Source organism: Bacillus sp. AFS077874, from assembly GCF_002566505.1.
Taxonomy (GTDB): domain Bacteria; phylum Bacillota; class Bacilli; order Bacillales; family Bacillaceae_G; genus Gottfriedia.
Genome location: NZ_NUYF01000010.1, coordinates 131,863 through 156,922, shown reverse-complemented (window position 1 = coordinate 156,922; position 25,060 = coordinate 131,863). Strand labels below are relative to the sequence as shown.

26 protein-coding genes are annotated in these 25,060 nt (G+C 32.6%); 22 read left to right on the top strand and 4 right to left on the bottom strand.

The window, feature by feature from the left end; genetic code table 11:
* Positions 1-130 precede the first annotated feature (130 nt).
* Positions 131-514, bottom strand: a complete 384-nt coding sequence (locus COJ46_RS12030) for a hypothetical protein (protein ID WP_098565963.1) — start codon at positions 512-514, stop codon at positions 131-133.
* 72 nt (positions 515-586) lie between these two features.
* Positions 587-1,702: a BMP family lipoprotein gene (locus COJ46_RS12025; RefSeq protein ID WP_098565962.1), complete on the bottom strand. Its 1,116-nt coding sequence runs from the start codon at positions 1,700-1,702 to the stop codon at positions 587-589.
* A 147-nt stretch (positions 1,703-1,849) separates the two neighbouring features.
* Between COJ46_RS12025 and rnz the strand changes: the two genes are divergently transcribed.
* The 5 genes from rnz to cbpA all read left to right on the top strand — a co-directional run bounded on the left by rnz (position 1,850) and on the right by cbpA (position 6,511).
* Positions 1,850-2,776, top strand: coding sequence for a ribonuclease Z (gene rnz / locus COJ46_RS12020; RefSeq protein ID WP_098565961.1), 927 nt, complete (start codon positions 1,850-1,852; stop codon positions 2,774-2,776).
* A gap of 112 nt (positions 2,777-2,888) precedes the next feature.
* Positions 2,889-3,641 carry a polysaccharide deacetylase family protein gene (locus COJ46_RS12015; protein ID WP_097974593.1) on the top strand — a complete coding sequence of 251 codons (753 nt, stop codon included), beginning with the start codon at positions 2,889-2,891 and terminating at the stop codon, positions 3,639-3,641.
* Positions 3,642-3,799: 158 nt separating this feature from the next.
* Positions 3,800-4,129, top strand: a complete 330-nt coding sequence (locus tag COJ46_RS12010) for a lmo0954 family membrane protein (protein WP_097974594.1) — start codon at positions 3,800-3,802, stop codon at positions 4,127-4,129.
* Positions 4,130-4,144: 15 nt separating this feature from the next.
* A complete protein-coding gene (locus tag COJ46_RS12005) occupies positions 4,145-4,786 on the top strand; it encodes a PspA/IM30 family protein (protein WP_069033441.1) in 642 nt (213 codons plus the stop codon).
* Between the two features lie 1,077 nt (positions 4,787-5,863).
* A complete protein-coding gene (gene cbpA / locus COJ46_RS11995; protein WP_025671671.1) occupies positions 5,864-6,511 on the top strand; it encodes a cyclic di-AMP binding protein CbpA in 648 nt (215 codons plus the stop codon).
* 118 nt (positions 6,512-6,629) lie between these two features.
* Here the strand turns inward: cbpA and COJ46_RS11990 are convergent, their stop codons facing one another.
* The gene (locus tag COJ46_RS11990) at positions 6,630-6,881 is read right to left on the bottom strand and encodes a hypothetical protein (protein ID WP_097974601.1); all 252 of its coding nucleotides are present in this window, start codon (positions 6,879-6,881) and stop codon (positions 6,630-6,632) included.
* Between the two features lie 78 nt (positions 6,882-6,959).
* The gene (gene proC / locus COJ46_RS11985) at positions 6,960-7,799 is read right to left on the bottom strand and encodes a pyrroline-5-carboxylate reductase (protein WP_097974602.1); all 840 of its coding nucleotides are present in this window, start codon (positions 7,797-7,799) and stop codon (positions 6,960-6,962) included.
* 315 nt (positions 7,800-8,114) lie between these two features.
* On the opposite strand from proC, the gene COJ46_RS11980 reads away from it, so the two are divergent.
* The 17 genes from COJ46_RS11980 (at position 8,115) to COJ46_RS11900 (ending at position 24,962) form a co-directional block, all read left to right on the top strand.
* Positions 8,115-9,095, top strand: a complete 981-nt coding sequence (locus COJ46_RS11980; protein ID WP_097974604.1) for an MBL fold metallo-hydrolase — start codon at positions 8,115-8,117, stop codon at positions 9,093-9,095.
* 15 nt (positions 9,096-9,110) lie between these two features.
* Positions 9,111-9,899 carry an SDR family NAD(P)-dependent oxidoreductase gene (locus COJ46_RS11975; RefSeq protein ID WP_097974606.1) on the top strand — a complete coding sequence of 263 codons (789 nt, stop codon included), beginning with the start codon at positions 9,111-9,113 and terminating at the stop codon, positions 9,897-9,899.
* A 639-nt stretch (positions 9,900-10,538) separates the two neighbouring features.
* Complete coding sequence (locus COJ46_RS11970) at positions 10,539-11,867, top strand: aspartate aminotransferase family protein (RefSeq protein ID WP_097974608.1); 1,329 nt, start codon at positions 10,539-10,541, stop codon at positions 11,865-11,867.
* A gap of 65 nt (positions 11,868-11,932) precedes the next feature.
* A complete protein-coding gene (locus tag COJ46_RS11965; RefSeq protein WP_286133481.1) occupies positions 11,933-12,562 on the top strand; it encodes a CoA transferase subunit A in 630 nt (209 codons plus the stop codon).
* An 11-nt stretch (positions 12,563-12,573) separates the two neighbouring features.
* Entirely contained in the window at positions 12,574-13,221 is a 648-nt protein-coding gene (locus COJ46_RS11960; protein WP_420488139.1) for a 3-oxoacid CoA-transferase subunit B, read from the top strand.
* A 6-nt stretch (positions 13,222-13,227) separates the two neighbouring features.
* Positions 13,228-14,496: a peptidase gene (locus COJ46_RS11955; protein ID WP_097974613.1), complete on the top strand. Its 1,269-nt coding sequence runs from the start codon at positions 13,228-13,230 to the stop codon at positions 14,494-14,496.
* Between the two features lie 345 nt (positions 14,497-14,841).
* Entirely contained in the window at positions 14,842-15,627 is a 786-nt protein-coding gene (locus COJ46_RS11950; protein ID WP_097974615.1) for a polysaccharide deacetylase family protein, read from the top strand.
* A gap of 219 nt (positions 15,628-15,846) precedes the next feature.
* On the top strand, positions 15,847-16,326 hold the full coding sequence (locus COJ46_RS11945) for a PH domain-containing protein (RefSeq protein ID WP_098565959.1): 480 nt from the start codon (positions 15,847-15,849) through the stop codon (positions 16,324-16,326).
* A complete protein-coding gene (locus tag COJ46_RS11940; protein ID WP_176522471.1) occupies positions 16,319-17,734 on the top strand; it encodes a PH domain-containing protein in 1,416 nt (471 codons plus the stop codon). Before COJ46_RS11945 ends, COJ46_RS11940 begins: the two co-directional genes overlap by 8 nt.
* A gap of 108 nt (positions 17,735-17,842) precedes the next feature.
* Positions 17,843-19,279: an FAD-binding oxidoreductase gene (locus tag COJ46_RS11935; protein WP_097974619.1), complete on the top strand. Its 1,437-nt coding sequence runs from the start codon at positions 17,843-17,845 to the stop codon at positions 19,277-19,279.
* 4 nt (positions 19,280-19,283) lie between these two features.
* Positions 19,284-19,826, top strand: a complete 543-nt coding sequence (locus COJ46_RS11930) for an MFS transporter (RefSeq protein ID WP_098565958.1) — start codon at positions 19,284-19,286, stop codon at positions 19,824-19,826.
* 288 nt (positions 19,827-20,114) lie between these two features.
* Positions 20,115-20,294: a hypothetical protein gene (locus COJ46_RS11925; RefSeq protein WP_097974623.1), complete on the top strand. Its 180-nt coding sequence runs from the start codon at positions 20,115-20,117 to the stop codon at positions 20,292-20,294.
* 157 nt (positions 20,295-20,451) lie between these two features.
* Positions 20,452-21,963 carry an MDR family MFS transporter gene (locus tag COJ46_RS11920; RefSeq protein ID WP_098565957.1) on the top strand — a complete coding sequence of 504 codons (1,512 nt, stop codon included), beginning with the start codon at positions 20,452-20,454 and terminating at the stop codon, positions 21,961-21,963.
* Between the two features lie 89 nt (positions 21,964-22,052).
* Positions 22,053-22,679: a class I SAM-dependent methyltransferase gene (locus tag COJ46_RS11915; protein WP_098565956.1), complete on the top strand. Its 627-nt coding sequence runs from the start codon at positions 22,053-22,055 to the stop codon at positions 22,677-22,679.
* Positions 22,680-22,848: 169 nt separating this feature from the next.
* A complete protein-coding gene (locus COJ46_RS11910; protein WP_176522472.1) occupies positions 22,849-23,271 on the top strand; it encodes an RrF2 family transcriptional regulator in 423 nt (140 codons plus the stop codon).
* A gap of 121 nt (positions 23,272-23,392) precedes the next feature.
* A complete protein-coding gene (locus COJ46_RS11905) occupies positions 23,393-24,100 on the top strand; it encodes a nitroreductase family protein (protein WP_097974631.1) in 708 nt (235 codons plus the stop codon).
* A 268-nt stretch (positions 24,101-24,368) separates the two neighbouring features.
* Positions 24,369-24,962, top strand: coding sequence for a YdeI/OmpD-associated family protein (locus COJ46_RS11900; protein ID WP_098565955.1), 594 nt, complete (start codon positions 24,369-24,371; stop codon positions 24,960-24,962).
* The last annotated feature ends 98 nt before the right edge of the window (positions 24,963-25,060 follow it).

Genomic DNA, 25,060 nt, shown 5'->3' with positions numbered 1-25,060 from the left:
AACCTCCTAAATCGATTAAAGAAAGTATAAACAATATTAGAACTAAATCTCAATTTATTAGCTTCGAATTACGAAATTTTTATATGGAATAACTGATTTTCAAGTAAAAAAGAAATAGAGCATGAGAGCTCTATTTCTTTATATCATTGGTTGTTTGATCATCAGGTGGTGGATTCGTTCCGATTCTAGCAGTGTTCAGATCAACAAATGCGTTTAAAAAATATTTTCTTCTTAAAAGTAAAACGGATAGTAGTAATAGACCACAGATTGATGTGAAAATCATTCCAGTAAGTAATCCACCTATATACATGAATGTATCCATTTGTGATGTAAAAAGTGACCAAACTAAAATAGAAAGGATACCGTCTGCTAAAACTATGGCAAGCGATACTACTAAATACGGTAAAAATTGTCCAGTCTCTTTTGTTTTCTTTGAAGCATATCTATACCCAATTGGTACAGATAAAAAGATGATAAAACAATAGAAGAGTAATATGAAATCTCGAATTGACATAGTATCACACCTAACTTTTTTTGTTGGTACTATACTATATGCAGAATATTCATATAATTGGACAAGAATTTTTTATTTACCAATTTTTACTTTTTTCTTTTTAATTTCTGCTTTTTCAGGTTTTGTAGGAGAGAAGTTATCAAAATCCTTTTTTGTTTCTGGTACTTCGATATGCCCTGTTCTTATATTTGCTTTATATAAATCAACTTGTTCTTTTGTGTCTTTATTTAAATTCTTATCTGTTTTTGCAAGGTCAACGCCATTTTCTTTAATGCCCCATCTCAAAATGCGTCCGCCTTGAAAGTTCCCTTTTAATTTCTTTTTAATTACTTCATCTACGCCTTTATCTATTCGTTTAATTGCTGATGTTAAGGTGACATTTTCAGGTAATCCTTGTTTATATTGATCCCGATCAACACCAATTACCCAAACTTTTTTACCATTTTTCTTTAATTTTTTAGCTTCAGTAAATACACCTAATCCTGTTTTTCCTGCTACTTGGAAAATTATATCTACACCTTTATCATTGTATAGGGACTTTGCTAATTTACTTCCCTCTGCAGGTTTATCATATGAATTTGCAAATTCAGTCAATACTTTTATTTTTGGATCGACTGACATAACACCTGCTTTAAATCCGTATTCAAATCTTTTTATAAATGGATCTTTTGTACCACCGATAAATCCAATCTTATGCGTTTTAGTGTTCATCGCTGCTGCAATACCAGCGAGGAATGCTGATTGCTCATCACGATAGGTAACACTTACGACATTTGGTCTTTCAACAATCCCATCAATTATGACAAAGTCAGATTTTTTTTCTTTACTCGCAACTTCAGAGATGGCTTTTTGAAATGAATAGCCTATTCCAAATGTTAAATCATATTTTTTCTTTGCATACTTCATTAATTCTTTTTTTGCTGCTTTGTCGTTTGGTGCATCAGTTTTTACATAATTTTTATTTTCCTTCCAACCATGTTTCTTTCCAGTTTCTATAATTCCATCCCAAACTGCTTGGTTAAATCCTTTATCGTGAATTTCAGTTTTACCCATAACAATTCCAATCTTAAAATCATTTTCTTTTTCTTTCTCCGATGCACTTATATTATTATTTCGATTAGCACAGCTGGTTAAAGTAAGGCTAGCAATTAGTGAGACAGTGGCGATTTGGAAAAAACGTCTTCGCATTGTTTTCCTCCATTTATTATTTTTAAAAAACTAAGCTCTATTGTGTAAATTTCCCAATCAATTCATAAATCATTCTTTAAAGTGTTGGCAATTTAATATACAAGTGGTACTGTAACAATTAGAAATGATTAAGATGGAGGCATTAACGTGAAGCTTGTATTTTTAGGAACGGGAGCAGGAATGCCATCAAAAGGTAGGAATGTAACAAGTATTGCATTACAGCTTTTAGAGGAAAGAGGAGCGACTTGGCTTTTCGATTGTGGTGAAGCAACACAGCATCAAATATTACATACGACAATTCGGCCAAGACGAATCGAGAAAATTTTTATTACTCATTGCCATGGCGATCATATCTTTGGATTACCTGGATTATTAAGTAGTCGAACTTTTTTAGGTGGAGAAGATTTATTAACAATTTATGGACCTAAAGGGTTAAAGGATTATGTAGAGACTAGCTTTAAAATTAGTGGTACTTATTTGAAATATCCGATTCATTATGTTGAAACTTCTGAAGGGATCGTTTTTGAAGATGACCAATTTATTGTTCAAGCAGTAGAGCTTGAACATGGAATTCAATCATTTGGTTATCAAATTATTGAAAAGGATTTACCTGGGGAATTGAACGTAGAGGAATTAAAGAAAATTGGTGTAAAACCAGGGCCAGTTTATAAATTCCTAAAAGAAGGGAAAACAGTAACGTTAGAGGATGGAAGAATTTTAAATGGTAAGGATTTTATTGGGCCTTCAAAAAAAGGTCGACGCATTGCAATAGCAGGGGATACTCGTATAACTGATAAAAGTAATTTGCTTGCAAGAGGTATGGATGTATTAGTACATGAATCAACCTTTGCAGACGATGAAACAGCTCATGCATATGATTATTTCCATACTACAAGTACTCAAATTGCAACTGTTGCTAAATGTGAGGAAATTAAAACACTCTATTTAACACATATAAGTGCAAGATATCAAGGGGAAGCTTCAAAAAAATTATTAGATGAAGCACGTGAAATCTTTGATCATACATATATAGCGAATGATTTTGATGAATACGAAATCACAAGAAATGATTAATTTTCACGATTGAAATTTTCAGTTAAGATGCAGAGCTTTTAAAAAGTTGAGATGTGTACATAAAAGAATAGTTTAGAGACATGATATAAGTATTCTGCGTAAAAGGAAGGTCATGGCTTTGAAACAATTAAAAGTTATCCTTTTATTTATTTTTTGTTTCCAATCTATTTTTTACAGTTCTATTAATGCATCAGCTGAAAGTAAAAATCGATATTACTACGAAAAGCAAGGTACTGCTATTTGGGAGGTACCTGTAAAAGAGAAAGTAATAGCAATTACATTTGATGATGGGCCGAATGATGAATATACTCCAGAAGTTTTAGATTTGTTAAAGAAGTATAATGCTAAAGCAACATTTTTTTTAGTCGGTGAGAGAGTTGCGAAATTTCCTGAAGTTGTAATGAGAGAAATAGAAGAAGGTCATGAAGTTGCGAATCATACATATACGCATGCTAGACTTCAGTATTTAACTGATGATCAAATAAGAGATCAATTACATAAAACTCATGATGCAATTATAGCTGCAACTCATGTCGAACCAGTATTATTTAGACCACCATTTGGTTACTATAGTGAGCGTTCGATAAATACAGTGCATGATCTTGGCTATTTAACTGTTATGTGGTCATGGCATCAGGATACATTTGATTGGCAAAATCCTGGAGTATATAAAATCGTATCAAATGTATTAAAAGATACTAGAAAAGGAGATATTGTTCTTTTTCATGATCACGGCGGGGACCGTAGTCAAACTATCGAAGCACTGAAACAAATCTTACCAGCTCTTCAAAAGCAAGGTTATCAGTTTGTAACGGTATCACAACTATTACAATTAAAAGCAGGAGTTAAACTTCCTAATTTTTAGTCAAAACCAGATCAATGGATTATCCAAATTGATCTGGTTTTTTGTTTGTCTGGCTTTTCTACTTCTTAAGTCTGATATAAAACCATTCCTCAGGCCATTATTCCAATATAAAAACTTGTATAAGATAAGAGTATAAGTTGAAAGGAGGCGACGAGGTCATGAAGAAGTTCTTAACTTTTATCCTCGTACTAATATTAATTGGAGTTGCTTTAGCGAATTTAGGTGGCTTGATTACTTTAGCACTTGGGTTAGTAATCACATATTTCAGTTTTAAAAAGTTTATGAAAACAGATTCGATTTTAATGAAAATCATCTGGACAATTATTGGATTAATCGGATTATCGATTGCAATAAGTGGTCTTCCTTCTTTAATAGGTGCAGCAGCAGCAATTTTGCTTTATTACCTATATAAAGATTATAAAAATCAAAAAAAACTTAAAGATGATGAATTTAATATTTATGATGAAAATTTCAACCCTATAAAATAAGAGGAGTGTATGACTATGAAAAACTTATTTACTCGTATTAAAAATCAAATCTCAGCGGATTTACATGGCTTATTAGATGAGAAAGAACAACAAAATCCTATCTCACAATTGAATTACTTCATTAAACAATCTGAAAGTGAATTAGGAAAAGTAAGGGGATTACTTGAAAGACATTACTCATTACGTACGAAATTCCAGGTCGAACGTGAGGGAGCACTTCAAATGGTGCAAAAACGTGAAGAACAATTAAAGGTTGCAAATGAAGCTGGAGCTGAAGAGTTAATCAAACGTGCAACTGAAGATCTAGCTTTTTATAAAGAACAAGCTGAAAAGTTTGTTACGTTAATCGCTAAAACAGAAGAAGAAATTAGCTTTATGCATGAGCAAGTTAATCAAATTGAAAAAAAGTTAAAAGAGCTTCATACGAAAAAATATGACTTAATGTCTCGCCAAAACATGGCTCACGCGACAAAAAAAATAAATGAAACTCACCATTTACTTAATAGTAAAATGCCATCAATTGACTTCAACTACTTTGAAAAACAAATTCGTGATTTAGAGCTAAGAGTTCGTTCAGAATTTGATCTTCAATCATTTGATTACAAAATTGACTTATTAAAAAAAGAATTAACAAATAAAGTAAAGCAAGAAGCATAATCGTTTTCGAGAAGAAGAGATCACCTATCTCTTCTTTTTTTGTGTGGATTTAAAATGGAACAATTCAACTAATTTCATTTTTTTTCACTGAGAAGTAGATGAGTGAGGTGGATTTCCACTACAGGATGTTATGAGTAAGTAATTCTCAAGAAAAAGTAATTTAAGTTACTTATGAACCTTTTATAAGGAGGTACAGAGAAAAAGCAAATTAAGTACCTCATGAATCTGTTATGAGTAAGTAAAATAGAAGAAAAGGCAATATAAGTACCTCATGAACCTGTTATGAGGAAGTAAATTGGAAGAAAAGGTAATATAAGTACCTCATGAACCCGTTAAGAGGAAGTAAATTAGAAGAAAAGGCAATATAAGTACCTCATGAACCTGTTATGAGGAAATAAATTAGAAGAAAAGGCAATATAAGTACCTCATGAACCCGTTATGAGGAAGTAAAATACAAGAAAAGGCAATTATAGTACCTCATGAAACCGTTATGAGGAAGTAAAATACAAGAAAAGGCAATTATAGTACCTCATGAACCCGTTATGAGGAAGTAAAATACAAGAAAAAGCAATTTAAGTACTCTCATGAACCCGTTATGAGGAAGTAAATGACAAGAAAAAGCATTTTAAGTTCTTCATGAACCCATTCTTTTGTCTTTTCTTTGATTATTTTGGAATAAATTTCTCTTTTAAAAATATAGATATGATGTTGACTTTAAATAGTATTGTTCAATTATTTGAAAATTTTGAATTAGTTTGTGAAACAAAAAAGGTACATTTTGAGAAAGGGCGAATTAATTATGAAAGGCTTCGAGATGGTTTTAAAAGACATTGTTATTTATTAACGTAAGATCCGTAAGATTCCCACATAAATAAAGATCCTACATTTAAGGGGCGTATAAGGAGGTTTGTAGAGTTTCAATCTTTGGGATGAGGGGCTTGAATCGATTCTACTTATGTTAACAGTGCTTTTAATTAAAACATGCGACTTGATGGAGTTGTAATTTTTGTATATGTGTTTTTAAAATAGAAAAATTAAGAATGATTAGTAAAATAAATTTTGAAAGTAGGGTTATTATTGAGAATTAAGGGTAATATCGTAAAAAAACATGATGTAGTTCATTGTATGGTTTCAACTGAGGCACAGTTTGCATGGGATCTTTTAAAGAAAACAAAATATCGATGTATTCCAGTTTTAAGTGAAAATGATAAAGAGTATGTTGGGAATCTTTATCGTGTTGATTTAGCTGAGTATTTAGTAGATAACGATTCTTTGCAAGGCAAGACAGTAAATGATTTTGTGCGCAAAGAATGTCCACCAATTCAGGAGGATTCACCATTTTTCAAAGTATTCTTTACGATTAAACGTTTTCCATATTTAGCAGTAGTAAATGATTTAAATGAATTTGTAGGAATTTTAACGCATAAAACAGTTTTTGAATTATTAGAAGAAGCATGGGGACTGAAGGACGGCGGTTATTCATTAACTGTTAGTACGATGGAACATGAAGGTGCATTAGCAAGATTAGCTAAGCTTGTAAATAAATATTCTAATTTGAAGAGCTGTATTACACTAGATAGTGATTCGGTTTATCGAAGAGTTTTAATTACGCTACCACCAACTATTAGTGAAGACGATTATATTAAGTTGAAAAAAGATATTATTAAAAAAGAGTTTCATATTATGCATGAAGAAGTTGCAACAAGTCATGCTACTCAAAAATGATTAAAAAGAAGAGCAAGGGGATCATTATACAGTCCCTTGCTCTTTTTTTATAAGCATATTTTTAATTTGATTTTTAATTTTTGATGCTAGTTTGATAGGCTTGGACTTAGTTAAACCCTTAATTTAGCTTTTTATGTACTTCATGATTTGATTCTTTATTTTTCTTTAATGAATCGAATTTTAATAGTAGGAGAGTTGATACTTTTTGAGGGTAGCTAAGTGGTTTGCCTTTTGCTTCTACCATTGAATTACCAACAACATAACTGATTGTTAGAAAGCCAACAATTAAAACTAGTGTAACGATTAAAGCAATTGTGATGAGAATACGCTTAATACTTGCTCGTAATACTCTACTGTTTGTTATTTTCATCAGAAAACTCTCCCCCTTAGGACAACACAGTTACCTGTATCATTTTATTACCTAAAGAAGAGAGTCATGACAAGCTGATTAAATTTTATTAATTTTTTCATACTCCTCTTGAATCTCACGTGATCGAACAGTTGCTTCAATAAAGCAATTTAAAAATGAATTAGCAACTTCACGGTCTTCAAGAACAGAGATTCCAGCTTGAGTAGTGCCATTTGGGCTAGTAACTTTCTTCCTCAATGTTAATGGAGATTTATTCGTTTCTTGAAGCATTGAAATCGAACCCATTAAAGTTTGTTGAATAAATGGCTTGGCAATATCACGATGGATCCCTAGTGCCATTGCAGCTCGTTCAAATTGTTCGATGACATAATATATATAGGCTGGACCACTACCAAATAATCCAGTCATAGCATGTAATTCGTCTTCTTCAACTTTAGCGACAATACCGACACGCTCAAATAATTTTTTTGCTGTTTGCACTTTTTCATAAGGAACTTCATCTGGATAAGCAAGTGCTGTAGCAGATTTTCTTACGAGTGAAGACGTAGTTGGCATTGCTCGAACAATATTCAGATTTTCATTTCCTAATAACTGTTTAAGTGTACTAATTGTAACACCTGCTACTAATGAAATAATTAATTGTTTTTCATTGAAAAAACTTTTAATTTGATCAAGAGCGATTGTAACATCTTTAGGCTTCATCGCTAAAAAAACTACACTTGAACCAGAGATTGCTAGCTGACGGTTAGTAGTAGCTAATACACCATATTTTGTATGTAAACTATCTAAACGTTCTAAATCACTCCTATTAGTGATTGCAATTTGATCACTCTCAATATACCCACTATCAATTAATCCTGCAATTAATGCTTCTGCGATACTACCTGCACCAATAAACGCAACTTTTCCTAGAAACATTACATTCACCTCACCTCTATTGTAATAGATATTTATATTAGAGAAATAAAAGCTATATTCCTAGTTACTTTTATATCATTTTTTAAAAATATTTTTAAATAATTTTTAGATGAAGGCAAAGTTTTAAGCAGAAAAGAAGTAATTGGGAAATTTTTTTAGTTTTGTAACGATTAATACCTTTTTCGATCCCCGTGTTCACAGTACTTTCTAGGTTCTGGTATTACATTAATGTAAAATTCTAATCATCTTTGTTTGTATTTTTTTAAATGTATATTAGAATTAACTGTAAGAAGATTCAGATAAGGAGGAATTAACATGATCCCTGAAGATAAGATTCACCAAATTACACTCCCGGTACCTTATGCAATGAATACAGTAAATGTTTTTTTAGTTGAAGGAGATTTATTGACTTTAATTGATACAGGAACGAATACGCCAGATACATTAGATGCACTTAAAAGTGAATTAGATAAAATAGGGTATAAATTAGAAGATATTGAACAGGTCATTTTAACTCATCATCATCCAGACCATGCAGGATTATTAGAAGAGTTCAATGAAGATGTGAAGATTTTAGGCCATGAACGAAATATTCCGTATTTAACTCAGGAACAATCATTCCTAAATTACTATAATGAGTACTTTATTGAAAATGCACTATTATACGGTGTACCACAAGAATATGTACAAAGAATGCCACGTACAACAGAGAAAATGCCATATACTAGTATTCGTTCTTTAACTCATACGATAGATGAAGGCGATCAAATTGATAGTATTTTTGGGTTGAAAGTATTGTACACACCTGGTCATGCAACTTCTCACATTTCTTTATTCAGTGAGGATGATGGCATTACATTCGGTGGAGATTTATTATTAGATAAAGTTTCGTCAAACCCAATTATTGAGCCCCCATTAAATGGTGAAACCGAACGTGTAAAACCATTATTACAATACAATCACTCTTTAAAAAGAATAGCGGAACTTCCGATTACAAAATTATATACTGGTCATGGTGAACCAGTTACAGATATTAAAGGGTTAGTAAAAAGTAGATTAGAAAAGCAAAAAGCTAGATCTGAAAAAGTATATGAAATGATTAAAAAACAACCGTTAACTGCTTATGAAGTTTGCCAAATGTTATTTCCAAAGGTTTATCAAAAACAACTTTCACTTACTTTGTCTGAAACAATTGGTCAATTAGACTACCTGGAAAACTTAGGTTTTATTAGTTTAAATGAACGAAATGATGGTATACTTGAGTATAAAACGAATGAGCATTCAGTCAGTCAATAATAGAGGTGGAAATTTTTGAGGTTAAGTAACCAAACGGTAGTAATAACAGGTGCTTCGAGTGGTCTTGGGAAAGATTTAGCTTTAACTGCTGCAAAACAAGGCGCTAATATCGTCTTAATTGCTAGAAGAGAAACAGAGCTAAAAAACTTAAAGGCAAAAATACAAGAAGATTTTCCAGTTAAATGTCATTATTTTGTTGTAGATGTGACAGATGAAAATGCAGTATACGATGCATTTCATCAAATCGAAGAGCAATTTGATGGAATCGATGTTTTAATAAATAATGCAGGGTTTGGTCTATTTCAAACAGTTGAACAAATGTCACTTCAAGATATGAAGCAAATGTTTGATGTCAACGTATTTGGAGTCATGATTTGTTCAAAGCTTGCCCTTACGTCAATGAAGCTAAAAGGGAAGGGACATATTATTAATATCGCTTCTTTAGCCGGTAAGATTGCAACTTCAAAGGCTGCAGCATATGCAGGTTCTAAGCATGCGGTGCTAGGATTCAGCAATGCTTTAAGACAAGAAGTTGAAAAAGACGGAATCTATATTACGAATATAAATCCAGGTCCGATGGATACACCGTTTTTTGAGATAGCAGATGAGTCAGGATCATACGCAAAATCTGTTCGGAAAATGATGTTAGACCCTGAAAAAGTTGCTTCGAAAGTTATTTCTTTAATTGGAAAAAATGTTCATGAAATCGATCTACCTTCATGGATGGGATTTGGAGCAAAAGTCTATTCAGTATTCCCTAAAGTAAGTTATTATTTAATGATGAAATTCGGAAATAAAAAATAACAGAAGCTGTTCATATAGACTGCTTAGGTGATAGAAAAAAGAGCTAAGAGAGGAATCTTCTCGAGGCTTTTTTTAATGTCAAAGAATCAAATATAAAAAGAAATATTGCAATTAAAGATTAAAGGGGATTTTTATTATTTATAAAAATAAATGTAGTCATGGTTAATTATATCGAGTAGAAGTAGATTTTGCTGATCCCATTTGGTGTGCAAAGTGTAATTGGAATTTTGATATTGATGACCTCCACATATCTGAAGAGTTATCTAGAGAATTAATATCATGGGTACTTGAATATCAAAATTCAGTAGATTTATTTAAGGCACCTTCACTACCAAAAGTTAAGAAAATTAAACATAATCAAATGGGAGCATTATTGGCAAAAAAAGTTCAATTCGAGTTAGATGTTCCTGTAATTTTTAATCCTTTAACTTAAAAGTTATTAATAGCTTCGTTGTAAACTAACGTATTAGTTTGCTAAATACATAAAGAAAAGTTAAGACCACATTTTTGTGGTCTTTTTCAGTTGTAATCAACATAATTTCATTCGAAGTAAACCCCATTGTTTTTCATTAGTCTAACTTCATGCGCTTTCAACTATATATATAGTAATGAGATCTAAGTGAAAGATGGTGGGATAGTATGACTAAAAGGGATTATTTAATAAAACCACTTGTAGGTGATAGTTATCCAACAATTGATAGAGGAGAAACTATCTACCTATGGGACAAGCAAGGAAAGAAATATATTGATGGTTCTTCGGGTGCAGTTGCTGCAAGTATTGGTCATGGTGTGAAGGAAATAATTGATGAAATGGTAAAGCAGGCCTCTAAAGTGGCGTTTGTTTATAGATCACAGTTTACGAGTGAGGCGGCAGAACAATTAGCTGAAAAAATAGCTCAGCTAGCACCTGGAGATTTAAACTGGAGTTTTTTTGTTAATAGTGGTACTGAAGCTACTGAAACAGCTATGAAAATGGCAATACAGCATTTTCAAGAAAGAGGAATTCATACGAAAACGAAGATTATATCAAGGAGCATGAGCTATCATGGCATCACCATCGGATCCTTATCTATGTCAGGGCATCCTTTAAGGAGGAAACGTTTTACTAGTTTACTAGAGGATTATCCAATGGTTGAAGCGCCGTATTGCAAAAGGTGCCCATTTGAATTAGAGCATGGAAATTGTGGTTTACTTTGTGCGACCGCACTTGACCGTACAATTCAGAAATTAGGTTCTGAAAATGTAGCAGCCTTTATAGCTGAACCTATTGTTGGTGCGGCAGGAGCTGCGTTAACTCCTCCAAAAGGATATTATGAAAAAATTAAAGAAATTTGTGATAAACATGATGTGTTACTTATTGCGGACGAAGTAATGACGGGAATAGGTAGAACTGGGGAAATGTTCGGAATGAACCATTGGAATTGTGTGCCCGATTTATTAGTCCTCGGTAAGGGATTAGCTGCTGGTTATACGCCAATTGCTGTAGCAATCGCAAGTGATCGTGTAATGCAACCAATATTAGAAGGCAGTCGACTTGTTATGAGTGGACATACGTTTAGTGCGAATCCTCTCTCTGCAAGTATAGGTTTAGCGGTTTTAAACTATGTTGAAAAAAATGGATTAGTACAAAATTCTAAAATACAAGGTGAAAAAATTAAATTAAAACTAAAAGATTGGCAGAAAGAGTATCCTTTTCTATTCGATGTTAGGGGAGAAGGACTACTGATCGGTATTGAAATAAATGATGATTTCTTTGAGTGTAAAAGTGTAACAAATCGTGTAATTGAGATTGCTAAAAATCATGGATTATTACTGTATCCATCTGTTAGTGGTCCATATGGAAGATCTGAAAATAGTTTCTTGCTTTCTCCACCTTTAGTCATTACTGATGCGCAAGTAAATGAATTGCTAACTTTATTGAAGGAAGTATTTAATGAGCTAAATCAAGAAGCAAAGGAGATCGAATAATGGCAATCAATACTTTCGGAAAAATCATTAGTATTGAAGAAGCTTTGCTTTATTTTAAAGATGATATGGTGTTAATGTTCGGTGGGTTTGGAGGAATCGGTAACCCACCAACATTAATAAGGAGCATTTTAGAGAAAGGTGTGAAAGATCTTACTCTAATTGGAAATGATACGGGTTTTCCAGATGTTGGGATCGGTCAATTAGTGACGGCTAAAAGAGTAAAAAAAATGATTACAACGCATATTGGATCAAATCCGAATGCTGGAAAGCAAATGACAGATGGTACGTTAGAAATAGAGTTCAGTCCTCAAGGTACATTTATCGAACGGATCCGGGCGGGTGGAGTTGGATTAGGTGGCGTTTTAGTGGATATTGGGATTGATAGTGTAATAGATATTGATAAACAGAGAGTGAATGTATTTGGGAAAGAGTATTTAGTTGAAACTCCTCTCATTTCAGATGTTTCAATTGTATATGCGAAGAAAGCAGACCCTTTTGGGAATTTAGTTTTTGATAAAAGTGCTCGCAATACGAATCCTTATGTAGCAATGGCCGGAAAAATCACAATTGCTGAAGTTGATGAAATTGTTCCATTAGGAGCATTAGAACCTGAAGAAATTATCGTGCCTGGCGCTTTCGTAAACCACATCGTTCAATCGGAAGGGGTGAATTGGAAGTGGGTTTGGGAAAAATAAATCCTAGGGAAATGATGGCAAAACGTGCAGCAAAAGAAGTAAAGAGCGGTATGATTGTGAATCTTGGGATTGGAATTCCTTCACTGATCCCAAATTACTTACCAGATGATTGCCAAGTAATGTTCCATGCAGAAAATGGCGTATTAGGTTTAGGACCTACTCCGCAAAAAGGTGAAGAAGATGAGAATTTATGTAATGCTGCAGGATTACCTGTAACATTAATTCCGGGTTCGAGTTATTTTGATAGTAGCATAGCCTTTGCGATTATTCGAAAAGGTTTATTAGATTTAACAGTACTAGGTGCCCTCGAAGTCAGTAAAAATGGCGATTTAGCCAATTGGATTGTCCCTGGTAAAAGAGTGCCAGGAATTGGTGGAGCGATGGACTTAGCTCAAAAATCAAAAAAAGTAATTGTTTTAATGAACCATACTAATAAAAATGGTGATCCAAAAATAGTCTCTGAATGTACACTCCCTCTTACATCTCCAAATTGCGTAGATTTAATCATTACTGAAATGGCCGTAATTGAAGTTAAAAAAGAAAGTGGAGAGCTTTGGTTAAATGAAGTAATGTCTCCATATTTAGTCAGCGATGTGATTGAGAAAACTGGTGCTCCACTATTTGTGAACCCAAATGTTATTGTTCATCGTTGGGAGTGATCAAGATTGGATTTGAAAGCTAAAATTAATGACTACATTCATAAAAATAAGAACAAGGCAATTGAATTACTTCAAAATCTTGTTCGTGAAAAAAGTGTTTCAGGAAATGAAGCTGCTGCACAAAAAATTGTCTCAAATTATTTACAAAATCTTGAATTAGTGATTGATCGGTTTGAGCCGTCAATTGAGGAATTAACAAAATCATCTTATTTTATTTCAGAACGAACTTCATTTGAAGATAGTCCGAATATCGTTGCAATTTTTAAGGGAACAGGAAATGGTAGATCGATTATATTAAATGGACATATTGATGTGGTTCCTAAGGGTGAACTAAGTAGTTGGGAGCGCCATCCGTATAGTGGTGCAATCGTAGGAAATCGCTTATATGGTAGGGGAACAACAGATATGAAGGGCGGAAATGTTGCTGCATTATTTGCGATTGAAGCAATAAAAAAATGTAATATTCCTCTTAAAGGCGACATCTATTTTGAAAGTGTTATTGAGGAAGAAAGCGGAGGGGCAGGTACGCTAGCAACGATATTACGAGGATACGAAGCTGATGCTGTCCTTATTCCAGAACCAACTAAAATGAAAATTTTTCCGAAACAGCAAGGCAGTGTTTGGTTTCGAATAAAAGTAAAAGGTAAAGTCGCCCACGGTGGAACAAGGTATGAAGGTATTAGTGCAATTGAAAAAAGTATATTGGTTATTAATCATATAAATCAATTAGAAAAAGTTCGAAATACAAGATTACTAGATGATCCACTATACAAAAATGTGCCAATTCCAATTCCAATTAATATCGGAAAAATAAATGGAGGTACTTGGCCCTCCTCTGTCTCGGATCTAGTTACTCTTGAGGGAAGGCTAGGTGTTTCACCAAATGAAACAATCGAAGAAGCTAAACTTGAAATAACGAGGTGGCTTAAAACACTCTCATTAATTGATGATTGGTTTATTGAAAATCCGGTTGAGCTTGAATTTTTTGGAGCAAGATGGTTACCAGGTAGTATCGATCTTGAGCATCCATTTATGGAATCTCTGAAGAAATCATATGAATATGTTTATAAAAATGAACCAATTATTGAAGCCTCTCCATGGGGTACGGACGGCGGATTATTTTCACAAATAAAACAAATACCTACTATAGTGTTTGGACCTGGTGAAACGAAGGTTGCACACTATCCAAATGAATACATTGATTTAGATGAATTATTTCGTTGTGCGGAGGTAATTGCATACACTTTACTAGATTGGTGTGGAGTAGATGAATAATGAATTATTTAATTAAAACAAGTAGAACACAACTGAAAACGAAGTCCCAAAATATTTTCAAGGAAATAATTTAAGATTTTATATTAAATAAATTGTAAATAATCGACGAAGATTGAAGGAACATTCAACCTAATTGCCCCTTCTAAAATGAACCATTAAATAGAAAGGCCCGTTACTACATTATGAGTAACGGGCCTTCATTTATTAATAGAAAAGTTAAGCCTCATTGTTTATTTTAATGGAAGGTAAAACAACTTTTTCAAATAGTATAAAATTACTAGAAATAATGATAGTTAAAATGGAAATTGGAACACTAAATAGTAAAAAGATAAAGGGAGGATTTATATGCGAAAGATAACTTTATTTTTTCTATGTCTATTTTTGTGGATGCAGTTGCCAGAAAAAACACATGCTGCAGACAAAATTCCAATTTTAATTTATCATTCCATTGATGAGTTTACTGGTCACGGAGTTAGAGACTTGTTTGTCTCACCAGAGAATTTTGAAAAGCAAATGATCTATTTACGTGATCATGGATTTACGCTTTTAACTTTTGAACAATGGGGAGACCGTAATAACGTAAAGAAACCTGTATTTATTACAATTGATGACGGTTATAAAAATAACTTAAATGTGTTAAAAATCTTTCAAAAATTGAAATCGGATACGTTTACACCAAGAGCAACTATCTTTGCGATATCCGACTATATTGGATGGCCGGATCGTCTTTCTAGTACGGATTTAAAAAAGATGTCTGATTCAGGGTTGTTTTCAATCCAATCACACACTGCAACCCATCCAGATTTAAGGAAGATAGATGATTATCATCACGAGTTGAAAGATTCCAAAGATAAGATCCAATCAATCACTGGAAAAGCTGTGATAGCTCTCTCTTATCCTTATGGTTATCATAATGATAAAGTAATTGAGGAAACAAAAAAGTACTATAAATTTGCAGTAGCGACAGATCCGAAATATTATCTAGAAAAGGGTACAAAGAATGAAGTCTATCTTTTACCTAGAATCTATATTAAGTATGACACTACGATGGATGAATTTGCTAAGATTGTAGAAGGACAGGCTAAGGTAATTGTAAATTTTAGAGAATCTGAGACTATTTATTACGATTGATATAGGGTTACTCATAAGTCTTTGTACGTTCGACTTTATGAGTTAACCTTATTTTATTGATTATTAAAGATATTTGCTTAGTTAAAAGATTATTTTTTCATCAATCATGGGGAAAATTACCTTTTTTTAACTTTGTCGATAAATAGGAGGTTTGTGAATAGTTTGTCTCATGGTATGATATAGTAAGTGATAGATTAATGAGATAGAAAAGGTGATTAAATGAGAGCAAATCCATCACAAAGACCATCATCTAAAATGAGGTCAGTATGGAGAATTACATCACTACTTAGCAGTATCTCTTTAGTTGCTTTACCAATTATCTATTATTTTCTTATGAGATATTTTTCACTTCCCTTCTTTATTTTAATGATTATTATAGGTATCGTTATAGCGTTAATTATTTTTTTAACTTTATTTTTACCTACACTTAAATTGAAATATACCGTATATGAGATTTATGAAAATGAGTTAGAAATTCAAAAAGGAATATTTGTTATTAAACGAATTGTTATTCCTATGGTCAGAGTTCAACACGTGACGACAGAAGTTGGACCAATACTGCGTCGATACGGTTTATCTACAGTGAATATTTCCACGGCTGCTACCACACATGAAATTGAAGGCTTAGAACACCATGTCGCAGAAAAGCTTAGAGATAAAATTATCTACTTAGCAAGGATAAGTGATGACGATGTATGAGCCAAAAAGACAACATCCAGCTTATATACTTACCGTATTTTTAGAGCAAATTAAAAACGTACTAATACCACTTATTATACTTTTAGTTTCAGGTGGTAAAGGTTCAATGTTTCAATATTTGTTTGCTGCTGTTCTGATTGTTTTTCCAGTTGCTTCAGCAATCATAAAATGGTATCGATTTACCTACTATATAACTGAAGATGAATTTAGAATTCGTTCGGGATTATTTGTAATCGAAAATACATTTATTCAAAAAGAACGTATTCAGTCTTTTTCAATTAATGCTGGATTTATTCAACAGTTTTTTAATGTGGTGAGCGTACGAATTGAAACAGCTGGTGGGAAAAAAGCTGAAGGTATATTAAATGCGATACCTAAGGAAGTGGCACTTTCATTAAAAAATGAAGTATTAAACTCTAAAAAGAAAAAAGTAGGTTTGGTTGTAGCTGAGGAAAATAGTGTACAAGCAGTACCTTTAGTAGATATAAGTTTAACAATTGAAACGAGAAAACTTTTTTTAGCTGGAATCACTTCCTTTGAAGTTGGACTAGCTTTTGCCGTTTTAGCATCATTATTTTCACAAATCGAGGATTTACTTCCACATAGTATTTATGTGGCAATATATAATCAAATACAAACATTCACTTACATGATGTTTTTTATTGTATTTTTAGGTAGTTTATTACTTTCCCTAATTTTTTCAACCATTCGATACATATTGAAATTTGCAAACTTTACTGTCCAAAGAAGAGATGATCGAATTATTATTACAAGAGGGTTATTCGAAAAAAATGAATTTACGGTTTCGTTAAAACGAATTCAAGGAGTAGTTATAAAAGAAGGAATCATTCGTCAATTATTCGGCTATTCTACAGTTTACGTCGAAGCTGTTGGAATGGGGGATAAACAGGAACAAGGTAGACATGTTCTACATCCATTTATTAAAACGAAGGATGTCCACTTATTCCTAAAAAATTTTATTCCTTCTATTAACTATGATGAAATATCAAACCGAGCACCAAAAAGAGCTCGAAAAACGTATTATTCAAGAATGATTATTACTTTTCTTCTAATAGCAAGTGGAATTGTATTACTTCCATTTGTCCATTTCTGGGCTTATGGCATTGTTTTAATTGGTCTATTTATTGGGGAATTAGGATTTAGAAACGCAGGCTATACATTATTAGATCGAACTGTGATCATTCAGTCTGGTTATTTCTCAAGAACAACCGCGATTTTACCAAAAGAGCGAATACAAGTATTGATCGGTGAACAAAGTTTCCTTCAAAAAAGAGTAAAACTAAAATCTATCTACATTACGATTCTTTCAAGCCAATTTGGTCGTACTTATCAGGTAAGACATTTAGATGAAAAAGACGTAAATCAAATGATTGGTTGGTTTAGTTAATATCGTATTGAACAAGTACAGATCGTTAAAAGAAGACGTGTATACATTAGTGTAAGCACGTCTTTTTCTAACGCTTAAATTTATTTTTTCAATTAGGAGGAAAAGAACTTGGGGAAAAGAATATTTGTAGGAATACTCCTCTTAACCGTGTTTGTAACAGTTTTACATACGCTGTGGAATAAACCTGCACCATTAAAGCATGGAGTGATTGATGATGTTGGCCATCTTCTTCCTACTAAAATTGATCGTATTGTCAAAGGAAAGGAAGTAGATCAATTAAAGAAAATTGTAATTGAAGCAAAAAAACAAGGGAAGACAGTTTCAATTGCAGGTGAGCGACATAGTCAAGGAGGTCATACATATTATAAAGATGGTGTGGTGATTGATTTAAAAACATTTAATAAGGTTGAAAAAGTGGATCCTGTTCAAAAGACAGTTATTGTTCAAAGTGGTGCTACATGGGGAGATATACAAAAAGCGATTAATCCTTATCATCTTGCTTTGAAGGTAACTCAGTCACAAGAGATATTCTCAGTAGGTGGTTCATTAAGTGTGAACGCACATGGTCGTGACATTCGGAATCACTCATTAGCTAGTACTGTTAATTGGTTTACATTATTAACACCAGAAGGGAAGGTAATTAAAGTAAGCCGCACCGAGAATAAAGAATTATTCCCGTATGTATTAGGTGGATATGGATTGTTTGGAATTATTTTAGAAGTAGAGTTTCAACTAACAAATAATGAATTATATCGAGTAGAAACAAAAACGATGGACTATAAGAAGTATCCAAATTATTTTAACAAGAACGTTTTAGAAAACCCAAATGCAAGAATGCATATTGCTAGGATTTCTGTAGCACCAGATAGCTTTTTAGATAAGGTTTATGCAATTAATTATATGGCAACATCCCATAAAATGACCGATTCAGATCAAGAGCTGAAGGAAGATCATTCTGCTTTTTTACCGAAGTTTGCACTAGGTATGTCCAGAACTTCGGACATTGGTAAAAATCTATTTTGGGATTTTCAATATCGCTTTATTCACTCCCTAAATGGAAACTATGAAACTCGCAATAATGTCATGCGTTCTGAAAGTAAGTTTATGGAATTCGATGATCGTCAAGATACACAAGTTTTACAGGAATTTTTTGTACCTGTAAATGAATTTGTTCGTTACATTGATGATGTTAGAGAATATTTACAATATGAAAATTTAAATATATTAAATATTACGATTCGATATGTTGAAAAAGATGATGAAACAGTCATGAATTATGCGAAAGATGATATGTTTGCTTTCGTTGTTTTGATTCAACACGGTAAAGATAAAGATTCTGTTCAATATGCAAAAGAAGTCATTCAAAAGTGGACTGATCTAACTCTAGAGCATCGAGGTACTTATTATTTACCTTATTATCCATATCAGTCTAAGCAACAAATGGTTTCAGCATATCCAAAAACGCAAGATTTTTTCAATAAGAAAAGAGAGTTTGATCCAAATAGTGTATTTATGAATACGTTTTATGAAAATTATGGGGAGTAATCCTATGAACCGTTTTTTAATCGCATTACTTAGTATTATTGGATTTAGTAGCTCTTTAGTATTTCCATATTATGTCCTCTTCTTAAGGAATATAGGAGATGCGTATGACGTATTTAGTTTATTATATGGAATTTTTTCATTAAGTTTAAGTGTAGTTGTATACTTTGGTGGTCGATTCGTTGACCGGGTTTCACCATTTTTATTAATGATATTCCATTCATTATTTTGCTGTTTATTGTTTTTTTCACTGCCTTTAATCGATAATATAAAGATTGTTTATATTGGGCAAGTTTTATTTGGAGGATTTACTGCGTTATTCAAGATCGCTGAAAAGAAATTATTTATGAACGCTTCATCCGATTTTTATAGGAGTTACTTATTTTGGACTTCTTTTGTAACTGCTATTTGTATTATAGGTGTTGGAACTTTACTTGATTCAATTGACATTCAATTTATGTTTCATTTAGTAGCTTGGCTTTTCTTAATAAGTGCACTTGGTCTTTGTTATAAAATGATAAGGAGCATGGGGCAGACTGGTCCTAAGTAATGAAGTTTATTATTTAAATTCAGAGTAACGCAACAATGTTTTGTTTTTATAGGTTGTTTTTGTGCGTAACGTTGTTATATTCCTTTTTATACAATAAAGTTAATGAATATGTACCATGATTTACATATAAAATACTGTTTTTAATAAAAATAAAATAATAAATTTAAATTTATATATTGTTTAAGTAACGAAACAATGTTATATTAACTTTAAATTAATTAAAGTATTTATGGAGACATTCATTACTTTATGTGAAGTTAAATTGTATGGAAGGAATGATTATATATTATGAGACATGAGGAAGCTGTAGGGATTTTTTATGCTGCTTTTGTTATTTTAGGATTAACGATTGGTTTAGGTGTAGGTTATTTTACATCACATTTAGTCGTAGGAGGATTTATTGGTTTTGGAATTGGAATAGGTTTAGGTCTATTAAGTAATGCTATTTTATACATTAATAAAGACTGATTTTGACGGCTGTGCTAATGATTGCCAAAGGATAGCTCTTATCAGACTAAGTGCCTCGAAAGAATAGCGTTTTTTAGTCAGTCAGATACTTAAGTTAGACCATGAATACAGTATTGAAATTAAATTTTATGCTTGAAATGTTAAAGGAGAGATGGTCATGCAAAAAAGGGAAACAAAACTGGTTCCTGTTATGATAGCGTTATTGCTTGGGATATTTTTCGCTTCCCTTGATAACACAATCGTTTCTACGGCAATGCCTACAATATTAAAAGATTTAGGTGGCTATGATAAATTTGTTTGGGTAACATCAGCTTACTTAGTTACAGAAATGGCTGGGATGCCAATTTTCGGTAAACTTTCTGATATGTACGGTAGAAAAAGATTTTTTATGTTAGGAATTATTCTATTCATTTTAGGTTCAGTTCTTTGTGGAACAGCGACTTCTATTATTCAGCTTAGTATTTATCGTGCTATCCAAGGTATTGGTGGAAGTGCATTAATGCCAATTGCTTTTTCAATTATTTGGGATGTGTTTCCTGTTGAAAAGCGTGGTAAAATGAGTGGTGTTTTTGGTGCTGTTTTTGGGTTATCAAGTGTTCTTGGACCATTGATTGGTGCTTATATCACAGATTATATTAACTGGAGATATATTTTCTATATTAATATTCCTTTTGGACTTTTAACACTTGGACTAATTAGTTATTTTTATATCGAGTCAAAAAACCACACAAAGCAACAAATCGACTGGTGGGGTGCAACAACTTTTATTATTAGTATCGTCTGTTTAATGTTTGCACTTGAACTAGGTGGAAAAGAATACGCTTGGGATTCAGTTCAAATTTTAGGTTTATTTGCTGGATTTGCTGTTTTCCTTATTGGCTTTTTATTTATTGAACGTAAAGCAGCTGAGCCGATTATTTCGTTTAGTATGTTTAAATATCGTCTGTTTGCTGCTAGTAACTTTGTTGGATTATTTTATGGAGCGGCATTCATCGCTGCAACAATTTACATTCCGATCTTTATCCAGTTTGTTCAAGGTGGAACAGCTACGAATTCTGGTTTAGTTTTATTACCAATGATGGTGAGTGTAAGTATTTCTGCCGCATTTGGTGGAACTTTAGCAAATAAAACTAGTTATCGTAATATTATGGTCGGATCAGTTGTGCTTCTGTTAGCAGGTATTATTTGCCTAGGTACTTTAACACCTGATACGTCTAAATTCCAAGTGATCGTTTATATGATCATTGTTGGATTTGGTGTAGGGGCATCGTTCTCAGTGCTTGGTATGTCTGCGATGCATCATTTTGATAATGAAAATCGTGGTTCTGCAAGTTCAACTAACGCATTCCTACGTGCACTTGGCATGACAGTAGGTATTACGGTATTTGGTGTTATTCAACGAAATGTATTTACTGATAAAATTGCTGATGCATTTGCAAAAACTGGCGCACCACAGGATTTTTCAAATATTAATCAAGCCTTTACTCCTGAAGCTGCCAAATTGATTCCTGCACCAATATTGACAAAAATTACTGACGTGTTTTCAACATCAATTGCTCATACATTCCTTTGGACATTAGTTCCTGTAGGATTAGCATTGATTTCAATTTTCTTAATGGGTAACGAGCGTTTATCAGATAAAGAATTGGCTAAGAGCAATGCGTCATAAATAGAAATAAAAAAGAAAGGCCTTGGGTCTTTCTTTTTTTGAACACAATTGGGTAAGTAGATTGAATGATTTTGAAAGGGGATTTAGATATGACAGAAATTTGGGAGTCGAGTTTTATAGAAAATCAAATGATGTGGGGATTTGAACCTTCAGACTCCGCAATTTTAACAAAGGACTTTTTCCTTGAAAAGAAAGTTCAGGATGTTTTGATTCCGGGGATTGGATATGGTAGAAACGCAAAAATTTTTACTGACAATGGAATAAACGTAACAGGTATTGAAATATCAAAAACAGCGATTGAATTGGCAAGACGAAATGGAATTAATTTTACTATTTTTCATGGTTCAGTTACCGACATGCCTTTTGATCAAAAGCTTTATGACGGTATATTTTGTTACGCACTTATTCACTTATTGAATAAAGAAGAGAGAGAGAAGTTTATTAAAGATTGCTATAATCTGTTAAATCCGAATGGCTATATGGTATTTACTACGATTTCAAAAGATGCACCAATGTACGGAAAAGGCAAACAGCTAGGTAAAGAATACTTTGAAATAATGGAAGGGATAAAAATGTTCTTTTATGATTCTGACACGATCAAACAAGAATTTGGAGACTATGGATTGATTGAAGTTTCCGAAATTCTTGAACCACATAAGAATATGGAAAGTAAACCTCCTTTTAAATTTACGATGGTGAAATGTCAAAAGAAATAATCCTTGCAAATCTTATTGTCACTAAAAACTACGAATCATTTTTGTGAATTTAGGAAAAGGTGTAGGGCTTTTCTAAATTCACTTAAATTTTTCACCCTGTATAACATTAATTTAGATAAGGTTGTCTTTTTCGAAAAATAGTTTAGACTAGTAACTGAGGTGAATGATCTTGAAAGATAAGGTTTCTAGTACGAAATGGTTTGGACTAGCACTGCAATCTCTACTAGTTTTAGCGGAGCAAGATGGAATTTGTCCAAGCGCAGTATTAGCTCAAAAACTTGAAGCACAATCTACTTTTTTAAGAAAAATTCTTGCTAATTTAGTTAAGGCAGGCATTATTTCAGCTAAAGAAGGACGAGATGGTGGATATTATTTAGCCAGAGGTGCTAATGAAATTACTTTAAAAGATGTTTATGATGCGATGAGATCAGATCCATATTCAAAAGGCTTTTTAGATGTAAATAGTAAGGAATGTTTTACACCATCTACACGATCAGCTTTATATGATTTAAAAGATGAGATGGAAAGCTGGCTTGTTGAAGGTCTCGCAAAGAAAACAATTGCAGACTTATTACCAAAGGAAAATGGATAAAATAAAATCGAAACTAAAATGTTTCGATTTTATTTTTTTTATAAACTGTAGTTGACTTTTATACAGTTAAAGTCATATACTGTATTTATAAAGAATACAGTTAATTAAGGAGAGATTAAATATGTCTAATGTTAAATCTGAAAAAGAAGAATATTTAAATAAAGTAAACGAAATTGATTTTGGTAAAGAAGCGCCAAAAGAACTTGATAGTACGGATTTCTTTACTGTAGCAAAGGAAAGAAGATCAGTTCGTCACTACGATCCAAGCTTTCAAATGTCTGATGATGAAATTAAGGAGTTACTAGAAATTGCAGTTCAAGCTCCATCTTCTTCTAATTTACAACCATGGAGATTCCTTGTTATTAAGGACCAAGAAACTAAACAAAAATTATTACCAATCGCTAATAACCAACAACAAGTTGTAGATGCTTCTGCGGTAATCGCTGTTTTAGGTGATACAGAAGCATACAAAAATGCCGATCGCATTTATGATGAATTAGTAGAAAAAGGTATGATGACTCAGGAAGTGAAAGACTTCTACGTAGGATCAATCGTGAAAAACTACGGTGGTTTACCAGAAGAAATTGCAACAAAAATTGCAATGGTTGATGGTGGATTAGTTTCAATGCAATTTATGCTTGCAGCAAAAGCAAAAGGTTTAGATACAGTTCCAATGGGTGGATTTGACCAAGCGAAATTTGTAGAAGCTTTCAATGTACCAGCAAACTTCAAACCAGTTATGTTAATTTCAGTTGGTAAAGGAATCAAAGCAGGATTCGAAAAAGTTCGTTTAACTTTAGATGAAGTTGTTGCTTGGGATCAGTACTAATTACTTAGAAGAGTATGTAGAACAGGGATAAGGGAAACCTTTGACCTGTTCTTTTTTTGATTGAAGGAAATTTGCATCCGTTTAAAGAATAGCTTTTTTGGAGGGGACTAATTATCCAGTCAACTAGCTAAGAATAAAGTAGATGAGCCAATCCTAGTGGTATTATAAAAACATGTATAGTAAAATTTAAAATGAAGATTTTTCATGTTGTACGTTAATTTATAATTATGTAATGCTAAAAAAGTGGAATTAATAAGAGGTGTTATCGATGTCAAATAATAATATGCATCCTAAAGTTGAAGCATTTTTATTGAGAGCGAAAAAGTGGCAAGAGGAATTTTATAAGTTAAGAGATATCGTCATTGACTGTGAACTGACTGAAGATTTTAAATGGATGCATCCTTGTTACACACTTGATAATAAAAATATCGTTTTAATTCATGGTTTTAAAGAATATTGTGCACTTCTGTTTCACAAAGGTGCGTTGTTAAAAGATCCAAAAGGCATTCTGATTCAACAAACAGAAAATGTACAATCAGCACGTCAGATTCGGTTCACCAATATTCAGGAAATAATTGAAATGGAAAGCGTTTTAAAGGACTATATTAAAGAAGCAATTGAAGTGGAAAAAGCAGGTTTGCAAGTAGAATTAAAAAAGACTTCAGATTATGAAGTTCCTGAAGAATTACAACTTAAATTAGATGAAAATCCGACCTTAAAAACGGCTTTTGAAGCATTAACGCCAGGACGTCAAAGAGCTTATATTTATTATTTTTCTCAACCAAAACAATCGAAAACACGTACGTCTAGGGTTGAGAAATACATTGGTCAAATTCTCGATGGAAAAGGATTAAATGATTAGTTTTATTAAAACAAATAAAAAAATAAAGAGCGATTAATATTGCTCTTTTAGTGTGTAGCCAAAGTACAAAAAACTTGTTTTTCAGACTGATTGCAAGC